Raw genomic sequence first — 12430 nt, forward strand, 5'->3', positions numbered from 1 at the left:
GCACGCGTCGGGCGCTGCGGGGAGACCGGGTCGGACCGCGGTCGGGCGATCTTGCCCCGCATCGCCGTTGGGCGTCCGTGCCGGGTCGTAGGCTGGCGGGTATGGCGAAGAGTGGCGTGTCCGTGAAGGCCGGGGCTGCTGGTGGGCCGGGGTTCAAGAAGGCGAAGGTGCCCGCGACGCACACCGGGTTGGTGCGGCAGGCGCGGAAGATCAACCGGGCGCTGGCGGAGGTGTACCCGTACGCGCATCCGGAGCTGGACTTCGAGAACCCCTTCCAACTGCTGGTCGCGACGGTGCTGTCCGCTCAGACGACGGATCTCCGGGTGAACCAGACGACGCCGGCGCTGTTCGCGAAGTACCCGACGCCCGAGGACATGGCGTCCGCCGCCCCCGAGGAACTGGAGGAGATCCTCCGCCCGACCGGGTTCTTCCGGGCCAAGTCGAAGGCGGTGCTCGGACTCTCCGCAGCCCTGCGGGACGACTTCGGCGGGGAGGTCCCCGGGCGGCTGGAGGACTTGGTCACCCTGCCGGGCGTCGGCAGGAAGACCGCCAACGTCGTGCTCGGCAACGCCTTCGGCTTCGCCAGCATGACAGCTGCCTGAGCACGGGCAACTGTCCGCGCTGTCGTTCTTGATTGCGGAGAACCTTCGGCGGGACCTGCCAACAAGAGTGGCGATCCAGCTCGGATGCTTGATAGTTGAGAGCACTCAGGTGCTCGAAGGCGCGGCGTCCTAGAGTGTGGGTGAGTTCCTCCACGCCTTGGCCGCGAGGGCACCTGCCGTTGTGTCCTTGAGCCGCCGTGCCCAATCTGCGTCGTCCATAGCTCTTGACCACCGGAACTGGCCCTGGAGTTGTAGGTGATCGGACAGTCCGTGCGTTGTGAGAATCGCCATCTGCAGGAGCACACTTAGCGCGTTGGATGCATGGTGCGAGTGGATCGAGATCTTGCCGCCGGGAGTCAGTGTGACGATCCCAGGGAATCCAGAGCTGCTCTGAGATTTGTCCTGGTGTGCAAAGCCGTGACGAGCACTCACCATGGCGTTGAGGAACTTGGACGTGTCCCGTCCGGTGTATCGGTGGACGGGGCCGCGCCAGTTGCTACCTGGCCCGAGTTCCGAGGGCGATACTTCGACAGCCCACTCCCAGTTGGCAGTTGGATCGAACCGGAAGAAGGTCCAAAACATCTTGCGCAGGTTCTCGGGGGTTGGCGTCTGAACCATCCCGCCCCCTCCGGTGATCTTGTACCAGGCCGTCGGCGGATTTGCCTGCGGGTCCAGGGCCTGGGCTGTGACTGCTAGGTCTTCGCTGAACGCTTCCAGCGCCCCGACGGTGGCGACTACTGCGGCACGGTTGAGCGACGGGTGCTTTACCCCAGGGTTTCCGGCGCCAGTCTTGCCCTGAGCCCGCCGGGCTTCAGCGGTCTGTCCGAGCAACTCTAGGAGCACCTGCTCGATGTTGTGCCCGTCGCGCATGTAGTCGATCAGGTTGTCCAGGGGAGCCTGGAGAGGATGAAGCCTAGATGGCACTACATGCACCCTTCTAGAGGCGGGGGCCGCTTGCCCGGGAGGTGCCAAGGTACCGTCATGGGCTGGTGGTTGGGAGGTGATGGTTCGTGGGGCCTCGGCTCCCGTGACGTCCGACTGCCTCCGGGATGTGGGCTCTCGCACAGCGCGCTGCTCAGAGCGGCGGTGGTAAGGAGGCACCTGGCGCGGGTGTTGCGTACAAGCGCAGGCTTGAAAGGCCGACGGACGGCCCGACGTTTGGGTCGAGCGTGACGAAGGACGAGGACGGAACGGGCAGGCTCGTGGATGGGTCCGGTTGCTAGCCGTAAGCCCGCCGCGCTGACCTGGGCGGGAGCGCGGTTGGATGGGTGCAGGGTGGCCCCCCGGACATCGGGCGCAGGCCACCCCTCTGCCTCAGCCGCCTTGGCCTCGCACCCGACGGTAGAGCCGGTCGAGCCGGCCGTAACGACTCTCGCCGAGTTGCTGCTGAAGGACCTTGCGGTCGCGTTCGCGGTTGACGTCGATCTCGTGTGCCGTGTAACGGCGACTCCAAAGCACCTTTCCTTGGGTGATCCAGTAGTGGGACCGGCAACGCAAACCCCAGTTCCCTATGGACGGCATGAGTGACACGGTTTCGCCGTCGTAGGTGAGTGCCCACTGCGCGGGATTCAGCGGGGTGACGACCTCTTCCCCACAGCCGCATGCGCACAAGTGCCCGCAGGTGGAGTATGGGATCGATACGTAGAGAACCCCGGTGTCCATGACCGGCGGGAAGGTGTCAACGAACTGCGGACGGAGGAAGTTGACGGCCTTCACGGCAGGTCCTCGCTGGCGATTTCGTTGGTGATCAGCGAGAAGGTTGAGAACGCCTCCTCCGTTGCATCGGCGTAGACGCCCAGGTATCGCTTCCAACGTACAACTGCGAGTATCGCGTTGAGCGCGTTCAAGTCGGCGGTCTGGATGTTGCGGTCGTAGTCGTCGCGCTCCGGGGCAGGGGCCGGTATCCGGCTGCGAGCCTGTGCCCGGCGCCCCGACAGCATGGTGGAGACTCGCAGCAGGCCGGTCAGTTGGCCGTCGACTTCCTCCACGCCCAGGCCGACGTCGATGTACGCCACGTCTCGGGCGTCCAACCAGTTCATGATGGCCACCTTGCTCAGAGCGTCGTCTGAGGCGAGGAACACGAACGTCGCACCTGCGAGCACGCCGAGGTTTTCCTCATCGAGGAACTCCTCGCACGTCGTGATGCCCCGATGCATCTGGGAGTAGATCGAGGCGAAATAGGACGCCTTGTTCGGTCGGCCACGCAGGATCTCCAGCGAAGCCGCACCCGGCGCACGGAAGGCGTTGTGGTTGTCGAAATGGTCGCCGTCGATGAGAAGGATCGAGTCAACCTCGGTCTTGGCGACCTGATCGAGGATGTAGCCGCCGGTGCCGCCGAGCCCAACGATCGCGATCCGGTGTCCTCGGAAGCGGCGGTTGATCGCCGCGAGTCCTGCCCGCGACGTCGCGGTGTCCCGATAGACGAACGGGGAATCGTCCTCGATCTCCTGCCAGGCCGCGCCCGGCGTGGCTGTGACCGTCGGGTCCACCGCCTGTGCCTGGTCGGCGATCATCCGGGTGTAGGCCGTCACCTTCGAGTACTGGTCCGGATACCCCGACGGGCCGGGCTTGGACGACAGCATGAACTCCGCCCGCAGACCCTCGCCGATCACCCGGGTCTCGGCGTTGGCCATGGGGAGTCGCCGACCGTGCTCGTCGCAGGGTGCCGAGTCGCCGAACCAAATGCGGTGGTCGGTGTCCGACACCACCCGGTCACCGCTGACCGTCACCGGATAGGCGAGGAAGCCGTAGCGGACCTCCCGCTCATCGGTGACGTAGGGGATGCGCCTGACGATGAGGTGCCCTGCCTGCACGACGACGTCGTACCCGTCGTCGAGCAGGCGGGACAGGTCAGGGTCACGAACGAGAGGTGCGGAGGACATCGAAGACCATCCCGTTCTTCACAATGACGCTGTGGCCGGCCGTGAGACTGCCCGAACCGTGTCCGTCCTGGCCGCGGCTGTACCGGACGGTGTACGTGTCCTGGTCCGTCGGCGGCTGGCCGGGGTAGGCGAGCTCGACGACCTGCTCGAAGGTGATGGCTCGCTCGCTCCAGGTGTGCGGGCGGGCGTTGACGATGATCGCGACGGACGGGTGCTCGTGGTCGCTCTGAGGCATCTGATGACTCCTGCGGGGATTCGAGTGTCAGCGGTCGCCAGGGGTGACGTATGCCTGACGCGCTGGCGCCTTGTTCGGACGGGGATCGCTCGGGTGGCATCCGGGGCTCATGTGGCTGATGAGTCGGAACGCCTGGTTCCAGGAAACGACTCGGAGTGCGTGTGATACAAGCCCTTTGAGGGACAGTTTAGCTGTCGTAGATTCCTACAAAGAAGGCCCGCCTGGGCGGGCCCCTCTGTGTGTTGGTGTTCAGCTGGGGTCGGAGATGATGCCCAGGTTCATGAGTCGGTAGTTCATAGCTGTCTGGCTCACCGAGAAGCGCTTGGCGAGCTTCGCGACGAGTTCCTCAGAAGTGGTGACGTGCATGTCGCGAACGGCCCGTCGCACCATCTGTTCTGGGGCGAGGAGTGCTGCGGCGAAGCGGTTGGCTTCGATCTCCTCGCGGTCCGTCGCGGCGCTTGAGACGGCATCTCGCAGATTGACACGGGTCTGAGTGTCGAGGATCAGCGGTCGGCCCCGGTGGAGCAGCAGATGTCCGAGCTCATGGGCGATAGTGAAGCGCTGTCGGGCCGCAGGGTGGGCCTCGTTGACGCCGATGACCTTCTGCTCGTCGCCTCGGCGGACCAGCATGCCCGACACGTCGTTCTGCATGTCTTGGTAAACGACCAGCACCCCTAGGCGCTTGGCCAACTCTTCAGGCTCAATCGGCGGTTCTTCGACTCCGAAACGGCGGAGCAGGCTCTGAGCCTCGACGTCAGCTCTGGCCATCGCGTTTCCCTTGTTCCTCTGCCGCGGACATAACGGACTGGACAGCGTCTGCCCAGCCGCCCGGTAGATCACTCAACGGCCCGGAGGCCTGCTCGTCTGCTGCGGACATGACGGATTGGACGGCATCTGCCCAGGCCTCCGGCAAGCCTGCGGTCGGTCCCGTCTCCACAAGCGGTGGGAGCAGGTCAGCCGGAGCTACGGACAGCGCCTCCGCCAGTAGCGCCAGTCGGTACGGTGGAGGCGCTTGAGCCCCTGACTCAATATTGGTGATCGAGCCGCGGGTCAGTCCGGCTCGCCGAGCCAGGTGCTCCTGGGTCAGCGAAACTCGCAGCCGGGCGGCGCGCACGCGGGCTCCAAGGCCCTCGTTGAAGGTCTTCTCGTCCACGCTGCTCCCGGATGACAGTATCGCTGTCATCCAACCTAATGCACACCGCCGCGCGAGAGCCATGCCCCTGCCTGCCAATGGTGAAGGGTCCCCATTTCGGTCTTCTTGTTTCCGGTCCAGGCCGATGGCTCAGAACTCAGCGAACGCGAGGAGCACCGGGCCGCTGGGTCGGGAGTGGGTGCTGTGCACCCTGCAGGCTCAGTCGATGAGCGCTGCCCGATCGGTAAACGCCGCGACCTGGCCAAGCGTGACAGGGTCGGGTCGTAGGCTCTCGGTATGGCGAAGAGTGGCGTGTCCGTGACCGCTGGTGCTGCCGGTGGGCCGGGGTTCAAGAAGGCAGCGTTCCCGAAGACGCACATCGCAAAGGTGCGGCAGGCGCGGAGGATCAACCGGGCGTTGGCGGAGGTGTACCCATACGCGCATCCGGAGTTGGACTTCGAGTCGCCGTTCGAGTTGCTGGTGGCGACGGTGCTGTCGGCGCAGACGACGGACCTGCGGGTGAACCAGACGACGCCGGCGCTGTTCGCCAAGTACCCGACGCCCGAGGCGATGGCGGACGCCGATCCGGAGGTGCTGGAGGAGCTGATCCGGCCGACGGGGTTCTTCCGGAACAAGGCGAAGTCGTTGCTGGGGCTGTCGAAGTCGCTGCGGGACGACTTCGGGGGTGAGGTGCCGAAGACGCTGGAGGAGATGGTCACGCTGCCCGGCGTGGGGCGGAAGACGGCCAACGTCGTCCTCGGAAACGCACGTGATCCTAAAACGGGAGAACCTTTCGGCGTGCCGGGCATCACCGTCGACACCCACTTCGGCCGGCTCGCCCGGCGGTTCGGGTGGACCGAGTCCGACGACCCGGTCAAGGTCGAGCAGGAGGTCGGCGCGCTGGTCGAGAAGAGCGAGTGGACCATGCTCTCGCACCGCGTCGTCTTCCACGGCCGCCGGATCTGCCACGCCCGCAAGCCGGCCTGCGGAGCCTGCCCGATCGCGCCGCTTTGCCCCTCCTACGGAGAGGGCGAGACGGATCCGGTGAAGGCGGAGAAGCTGCTCAAGTACGAGAAGGGCGGGCAGCCCGGTCAACGCCTGCAGCCGCCCGCCGACTACCCCGGCGAGGCCGCGGCACGCGCGGCCTCCACCGGCGGGGTCGGACCGGACGCCGCCGACGTGGACCGGGCCGGAGCGGCCGGGTGAGCGCGGCGGCCGAGGTGGGGGTCGTCCGGGAGGGGATCCCGGACTGGCTGTTGCCGGTACGCGACGTCGCCGAGTCGGTCGAGCCGCGACAGCTGAGCCGGTTCCTGCCGCCCGCCGAGGGCGGGCGGCGGTCCGCGGTGCTGGTGCTCTTCGGGGAGCAGCCGGGCCTCGGCCCGGACCTGCTGCTGATCGAGCGCGCCCGACAGCTCCGCTCGCATGCCGGGCAGCCGTCGTTCCCCGGCGGTGCGCTGGACCCCGAGGACGGCGATCCGAAGGGCGAGGGCCGGATCCGCGCCGCGCTGCGCGAGGCGCGCGAGGAGACCGGACTGGACCCGGCGGGCGTCCAGGTCTTCGGCGTTCTGCCGGACCTCTACATCCCGGTCAGTGACTTCGTGGTCACGTCGGTGCTCGGCTGGTGGCACTCACCGGTTCCCGTCGGTCCGGTGGACGAGGGCGAGGTGGCCGAGGTCTTCCGGGTCCCCGTCGCCGAGCTCGCCGACCCGGCGAACCGCGCCAGGCTCCGGCATCCGAGCGGGTTCCGCGGCCCGGCCTTCCTTGTCGACGGCCATGTCGTCTGGGGCTTCACGGCAGGCGTCATCGACCGCCTGCTCCATCACGCGGGGTGGGAACAGCCGTGGGACGGCGCCCGCGAGGTCGAGCTCGGCGACTCCGCCGTCTTCGCCTCGCGCGAGGAGCAGGAACGCGCCCGCGCCCTGATGCGGGGCGGCGGCGAAGGAGCCTGATCCGCAGGGGCGGCCTCGCCCGGCGGGTGTCCGGAGGTAAGCGTCACGGGGCCACCTCGCGCGGCGGCCCCGGACGGGACGGCTGCGGGCGGCGGCTCGTGCCACGCGCCGACGTGTCACGAGTTGTCCACAGGCTGGGGAGGGGGCCTGCGCCCACTCGGGTGGGCGTGGCAAGGTAGCCGGGTGAACGTCCTCGATGTCCTGCTGATCCTGGCCGCCGTCGGATTCGCTGTGAGCGGCTACCGGCAGGGCTTCGTCGTGGGCGTGCTCTCGGTGATCGGCTTCCTCGGCGGCGGGGTCCTGGCCGTGCAACTGCTGCCGCTGCTGCTCACACACCTCTCCCCGGGCATGGTCTCCTCCGTCGTCGCGGTGGTCGTGGTCATCGTCTTCGCGGCCTTCGGCCAGGCCTTCACCACCCACTGGGGCTGGAAGCTCCGCGGCCGGATCGGTCGCAGCCGGGCCAGGGTGCCCGACGCGATCGGCGGCGCCCTGGTGAACGTGCTGGCGATGCTGCTGGTCGCCTGGCTCATAGGCTCGGCCCTGGCCGGCACCTCCCTGCCCACGGTGGCGCACCAGGTCCGCACCTCCAAGGTGCTGAGCAGCGTGCAGGACGCCCTGCCGGGCGACGCGCCCTCCTGGTTCTCGGACTTCACATCCACCCTGGCCCGCAACGGCTTCCCCCAGGTCTTCGACCCGTTCCAGAACGAGCCCATCACGGACGTCCCCGCCCCCGACCCGGCCCTGGCCAACAGTGCCGCGGTGCGGACGGCGCAGAAGAGCATCGTGAAGGTCATCGGCACCGCGCCCTCCTGCAGCAAGGTCATCGAGGGCACCGGCTTCGTGTACGCGCCGCACCGGGTGATGACCAACGCCCACGTCGTCGGCGGCGTCACCACCCCGACCGTGCGTCTCGGCGGCCGGACCTTGGACGCGCGGGTCGTCCTCTACGACTGGCAGCGGGACATCGCGGTCCTCGACGTCCCCTCGCTCACCGCCCCGGCGCTCACCTTCGCCGGAAGCGCGCGCACCGGCGCGGACGCGATCGTCGCCGGCTTCCCCGAGAACGGCCCCTTCAACGTCCAGGCCGCCCGCGTCCGCGGCCGGATCCAGGCCAACGGCCCGGACATCTACCACCGCGGCACGGTCAGCCGCGACGTCTACTCGATCCGCTCGACCGTTCGCCAGGGGAACTCGGGTGGCCCGCTGCTGACCTCCGACGGCGAGGTCTACGGCGTGGTCTTCGCCAAGTCGCTGGACGACGCCCAGACCGGCTACGCCCTCACCGTCGACGAGGTGCGGTCCGACGCGGAGCGCGGCGCGAGCCTCACGTCGGGCGTGAACACGCAGTCCTGCGCCCTGTAGCCCCCCGCCCCGCGCCCGGGGGCCCCAGGCGTGGACGCTCGCTCCCGGTCTGCGCGCCGTGCTTCCGTGCGCCGCAGTCCTTCGTATGCCGTGGCCTCTCGGCCCGTGCGATCTTCCTGGTACGGTCGGGCCCGATCGTGAGAACACGTCACTTACCGGGAGGACGACCAGTCATGATGGGCCACTCGCACGCGGTGAGCGGGGCACTGCTCTTCGCGGCCACTTCGCCCTATCTGCCTCCGCTGGTGATGCACGCTCACCTGAAGCCGCAGGAGATCCTGATGGGCACGGTGCTCTGCGCGGGCGCGGCGCTGCTGCCGGATCTGGATCACCACGACGGGACGATCGCGAACTTCCTCGGCCCGATCAGCAAGTTGCTGTGCCGTTTCATCGCCTGGATATCGGGCGGCCACCGCCACGCGACGCACTCCCTCCTGTTCGTCGCGCTGATGACGGTCGGCACCTGGGCGGGCGTCAGCTACGTCGGGCGCGGCTTCACGCTGGGCATGACGTTCTTCCTGCTGGCGATGGCCGTGCGGGCGCTCAACCTCTGCCCGCCGGGGCACGGCTTCAACGCCTGGGGCACGGTCGTGGCCATGGCGGCGATCGGCACCGGCGTCATCGCCAAGTTCATTCCCTCGGCGCCCGGTTGGCTGCCGTACGCGGTGGGCCTCGGCTGCGTGGCGCACCTGCTGGGCGACTCCATCACCAAGATGGGCGCGCCCTGGCTCTGGCCGATCAAGACCCGCTACGAGATCGAGATCATCAAGAGCAGTGGCAACAAGCTCGAGACGGAGATACTCGTACCGCTGATGGGCGTCGGCACCATCGCCCTGCTCTGGTTCACCGCGCTCTCACCGCACTCGCTGTAGCCGCCGGTCCGGGGGCCGACCGCTCCGCCGCTGCTGCGGCGCGCGGTCGGCGGCCCGGGCCCGCGCCGGTCAGCGCTGGCGCAGCCGGGAGGTCACCCACCTGGCGCGCCGGCCGAGAATGCGGGGGATGCCGACGTGGCCCAGGGGCTCCAGCAGCCCGACGGCCAGGCCGGCCACCTCTTCGGGGGCGGCCCCGGAGGGAATGCCTGGGGAGCTGGTCACCGCTGTGGTCTGCTGCGAGCGGCGACGGTTTCGGGGCGCGACGGCGCGATCGTGCATCCAGCTCATACTGCGAAGGTGCCCGCCCTGGCCCATCGGTAACCTCGAGCACAGGTTCCAATTGGCCTATGCGCGTGGCGTATTTGCCTGCTGACAGACCGTCGTACCCGGTCAGCCGCCGGCCGAGGCGTCCTTCAGCCAGTCCAGCAGCAGACCGGAGAACGCGTCGGGCGCCTCCTCCTGCGGGTAGTGGCCCACCCCGTCCAGCACCCGCCAGGAGTACGGGGCGTCCACGTAGTCGCCCGAGCCTGCCGCCGTGTCGGCGAGCAGCACCGGGTCGTCCGAACCCTGCACGTGCAGCGTGGGAACGTGCAGCGTCCGGTTCATGCGCCGGGAGAACTGCAGACCGTCGGGACGGCCCATGGAGCGCATCAGCCAGCGGTAGGGCTCGATCGAGCAGTGCCGGGTGTTGGAGAGCTGCATCGCCTGGCGGTAGGTGCGCAGGTCCGCCTCGTCCGGCTGGTGCCGCGGGGAGGTCCAGGCCCGCAGGTACTCCGCCACCAGCGCGGAGTCGTCCGCCGCCAGCTGCCGCTCGGGCACCCAGGGCCGCTGGAACCCGAGCAGGTGCTCCGCCGCGACGATCTGCCGCCGGTCGGTCAGCAGCGAGCGCCGGAACCGGCGCGGGTGGGCGCTGGAGACCACCGCGAGCCGCCGGACGAGGGCCGGCCGCATGGCCGCCGCCGTCCAGGCGAGGAAGCCGCCCCAGTCGTGCCCCACCACGGTCGCGTCGTGCGCGCCGAGGGAGCGGATCACGCCGGTGAGGTCCAGCGCCATGTTCGACGGGTCGTAGCCGCGAGGGGTCCGGTCGCTGCCGCCGACGCCGCGCAGGTCGACCGCGACGGCGCGGTAGCCGGCCCCCGCCAGGGCGGTCAGCTGGTGCCGCCAGGTCCACCAGAACTGCGGCCAGCCGTGCACCAGCAGCACCAGGGGGCCCTCGCCGAGCTCGGCGATGTGGAAGCGCGCGCCGTTGGCGGCGACGTCACGGTGCGTCCAGGGGCCCTCGATGCGGGGATCGAAGGCTTCGCTGCTGGAGGTGGCGGGATCGAAGGCCATGGGGAGAGGGTGTCACACCCGCGGCCCTCGACGGGGCAGCGGCTCGGACCGTAGGGGGCCCTCCTGCGACCCCCGGGCGGTCGGTCCGGCGCTCGGTCAGGCGGTCGGCCAGGCCGTCGGTCCGGCGGTCGTGCGGCCGAAGCTGTCGGACCAGCCCTAGCGGGTGAGCACCTTGTGGCCCTCGGGGGTGGTGATCGGGGCCGGGCGCGGCTTGGCCGTCTTGAGCACGTCCACGGTCGCCTTGGTCGAGGCGATGGTCCGCTCCGGCGGCGAGAGCTTCTTGAAGAACCGCACGGCGAGCAGGGCCGCGATGACCGCGATGAGGACGAAGGCCCCGCCGACGATCAGGAAGCACCAGGCCAGGCCGAGGCCGGTGGCGTGCAGCCCGTAGGCGGCGGCGAAGCTGAACATCGGGATCGACGCCAGGGCGATGACCGCCGCGACGGCGCCGGCGGTGCCACCCATCGCGCCGCGGGTGACGTCCTTCTTGATCTCCTGCTTGGCCAGCGCGATCTCGTCGTGCACCAGAGCCGAAAGGTCCGCGGTCGCCGAGGCGAACAGCTGACCCACCGTACGCTCGGTCCCGGTCTCGGGAGCGACCATCTCGCGTCTCCTCATCCTGTGACGTGCTGGCTGTTGCTCTATCAGATCATGCCGCTACTCGACGGTACGTCACCACCGGACACTACGCCGTCTCCGCGTCCTCTTCGTCACACAACCGCTGGTACTTCCTGTTGCGCCGACGCAGCAGCAGGGTGGCCGCCACCGCACAGAGCAACGAGCCGACCAGTACGGCCGCCTTGGACCGTTCGACCAGTTCGAGGTCGTCGGGGAAGGCCAGCCCGGCGATGAGCAGCGACACGGTGAATCCGATGCCGGACAGGACCGACACCGAGAACAGGTCGGCCCACTCCAGCTCCGGGTTGAGCTCCGCGCGAGTGAACCTGGCGGTCAGCCAGGTACCGCCGAAGACACCGAAGCTCTTGCCCAGGACCAGACCGAGCACCACGCCCAGCGGGGCCGCCTCGGTGAAGACCTGGCCGATCGCCTCGGGGCTGATCGACACACCCGCGGAGAACAGGGCGAAGACGGGGACGCAGAAGCCGGCCGAGAACGGTCGCACCAGGTGCTCGATGTGCTCGCCGGGAGAGTGCTCCTCGCCCGGGTCCTTGGTGACCCGCAGCATCAGGCCCATGGCCACACCCTCCACGGTGGCGTGGACGCCGCTCTCGTGCATCAGCGCCCAGATCACGAGCGCCAGCGGCACGTAGAGGTACCAGCCGTGCACCCGGGCCCGGTTCAGGAGGTAGAAGACCCCGAGGCCGAGCAGGGCCAGGCCCAACGCCCACAGCTTGACGCCGCTGCTGTAGAAGATCGCGATGATCAGGATCGCGATGAGGTCGTCGACCACGGCGAGGGTGAGCAGGAACGCACGCAGCGCGGACGGGAGATGTGAACCGACCACGGCCAGCACGCCGAGCGCGAAGGCGATGTCGGTGGCGGTGGGAATGGCCCACCCGCCGGGGTGGCCGCCGGGCGCGCTGTTGACGAGCGCATAGATGACCGCGGGCAGCGCCACTCCGCAGACTGCGGCGACAACGGGCAGCGCGGCCGTGCGCGGGTCGCGCAGCTCGCCCACCACCAGCTCACGCTTGAGCTCGATCCCGGCGACGAAGAAGAAGACCGCGAGCAGTCCGTCCTGGGCCCAGGCCTCCAGGGGAAGGTTCAGGTGGAGTGGCGTGCTGGGCCCGATGGTGAACTCGACGACCGTCTCGTAGGAGTGCGGCCAGACGTTCGCCCAGACGAGTGCCACGAGGGCGGCGGCAAGGAGCAGGACGCCGCCGACGGTCTCCGCTCGCAGCGCGTCGGCGATGAAAGCGCGTTCCGGCAGGGGCAGCCGGGCCAGGAACTGGCGGCGCGGCGGCGGCGTCGGGGCGCTGCTCACTCGGGCATACCTCGCTTCTGTCGCATACATCCGTTTTGGCACATGCTACGGAAATGCGACAGAAGGGTGGAGCGTCCCCCGCCGTGGGCCGGCAGGAGACGCTCCGGGGACCCGGTCCG

14 protein-coding genes and 1 pseudogene are annotated in these 12430 nt (G+C 69.0%); 5 read left to right on the plus strand and 10 right to left on the minus strand.

Annotated elements, in window-relative coordinates:
• Positions 1-101: 101 nt before the first annotated feature.
• A pseudogene (locus BS83_RS07255) lies at positions 102-593 on the plus strand (endonuclease III domain-containing protein); the annotation flags it as partial.
• Positions 594-731: 138 nt separating this feature from the next.
• Here the strand turns inward: BS83_RS07255 and BS83_RS45200 are convergent.
• The 6 genes from BS83_RS45200 to BS83_RS48830 form a co-directional block, all read right to left on the minus strand.
• A complete protein-coding gene (locus tag BS83_RS45200; protein ID WP_157596995.1) occupies positions 732-1472 on the minus strand; it encodes a hypothetical protein in 741 nt (246 codons plus the stop codon).
• A gap of 444 nt (positions 1473-1916) precedes the next feature.
• On the minus strand, positions 1917-2318 hold the full coding sequence (locus BS83_RS07260; RefSeq protein ID WP_063774112.1) for a DUF6527 family protein: 402 nt from the start codon (positions 2316-2318) through the stop codon (positions 1917-1919).
• Positions 2315-3484, minus strand: a complete 1170-nt coding sequence (locus BS83_RS07265) for a ThiF family adenylyltransferase (protein WP_037602038.1) — start codon at positions 3482-3484, stop codon at positions 2315-2317. Before BS83_RS07265 ends, BS83_RS07260 begins: the two co-directional genes overlap by 4 nt.
• Positions 3459-3719 carry a multiubiquitin domain-containing protein gene (locus tag BS83_RS07270; protein WP_037602040.1) on the minus strand — a complete coding sequence of 87 codons (261 nt, stop codon included), beginning with the start codon at positions 3717-3719 and terminating at the stop codon, positions 3459-3461. Before BS83_RS07270 ends, BS83_RS07265 begins: the two co-directional genes overlap by 26 nt.
• A 249-nt stretch (positions 3720-3968) precedes the next feature.
• Positions 3969-4487, minus strand: a complete 519-nt coding sequence (locus BS83_RS07275; protein WP_037602042.1) for an ImmA/IrrE family metallo-endopeptidase — start codon at positions 4485-4487, stop codon at positions 3969-3971.
• Complete coding sequence (locus BS83_RS48830) at positions 4474-4935, minus strand: helix-turn-helix domain-containing protein (RefSeq protein WP_084713192.1); 462 nt, start codon at positions 4933-4935, stop codon at positions 4474-4476. Before BS83_RS48830 ends, BS83_RS07275 begins: the two co-directional genes overlap by 14 nt.
• 213 nt (positions 4936-5148) lie before the next feature.
• Between BS83_RS48830 and nth the strand changes: the two genes are divergently transcribed.
• The 4 genes from nth to BS83_RS07295 all read left to right on the plus strand — a co-directional run bounded on the left by nth (position 5149) and on the right by BS83_RS07295 (position 9034).
• The gene (nth, locus tag BS83_RS07280; RefSeq protein WP_084713193.1) at positions 5149-6057 is read left to right on the plus strand and encodes an endonuclease III; all 909 of its coding nucleotides are present in this window, start codon (positions 5149-5151) and stop codon (positions 6055-6057) included.
• Positions 6054-6800 carry an NUDIX hydrolase gene (locus tag BS83_RS07285; RefSeq protein WP_051942740.1) on the plus strand — a complete coding sequence of 249 codons (747 nt, stop codon included), beginning with the start codon at positions 6054-6056 and terminating at the stop codon, positions 6798-6800. The genes nth and BS83_RS07285 overlap by 4 nt, the downstream gene beginning before the upstream one ends.
• Before the next feature lie 183 nt (positions 6801-6983).
• Positions 6984-8162: a MarP family serine protease gene (locus tag BS83_RS07290; protein WP_037602043.1), complete on the plus strand. Its 1179-nt coding sequence runs from the start codon at positions 6984-6986 to the stop codon at positions 8160-8162.
• A gap of 173 nt (positions 8163-8335) precedes the next feature.
• Complete coding sequence (locus tag BS83_RS07295; protein WP_037602045.1) at positions 8336-9034, plus strand: metal-dependent hydrolase; 699 nt, start codon at positions 8336-8338, stop codon at positions 9032-9034.
• A gap of 69 nt (positions 9035-9103) precedes the next feature.
• Here the strand turns inward: BS83_RS07295 and BS83_RS07300 are convergent, their stop codons facing one another.
• The 4 genes from BS83_RS07300 to nhaA form a co-directional block, all read right to left on the minus strand.
• Positions 9104-9256, minus strand: coding sequence for a hypothetical protein (locus tag BS83_RS07300; protein ID WP_232248098.1), 153 nt, complete (start codon positions 9254-9256; stop codon positions 9104-9106).
• A 168-nt stretch (positions 9257-9424) separates the two neighbouring features.
• Positions 9425-10366 (minus strand): alpha/beta fold hydrolase, encoded by a 942-nt coding sequence (locus BS83_RS07305; protein ID WP_037602049.1) that lies wholly within the window; start codon positions 10364-10366, stop codon positions 9425-9427.
• A gap of 156 nt (positions 10367-10522) precedes the next feature.
• Positions 10523-10969 (minus strand): phage holin family protein, encoded by a 447-nt coding sequence (locus BS83_RS07310; RefSeq protein ID WP_084713194.1) that lies wholly within the window; start codon positions 10967-10969, stop codon positions 10523-10525.
• 82 nt (positions 10970-11051) lie between these two features.
• Positions 11052-12341, minus strand: a complete 1290-nt coding sequence (gene nhaA, locus BS83_RS07315) for a Na+/H+ antiporter NhaA (RefSeq protein ID WP_051942742.1) — start codon at positions 12339-12341, stop codon at positions 11052-11054.
• Positions 12342-12430: the final 89 nt, after the last annotated feature.

Source organism: Streptacidiphilus rugosus AM-16 (assembly GCF_000744655.1).
In the GTDB taxonomy this organism is placed as follows: Bacteria; Actinomycetota; Actinomycetes; order Streptomycetales; family Streptomycetaceae; genus Streptacidiphilus; species Streptacidiphilus rugosus.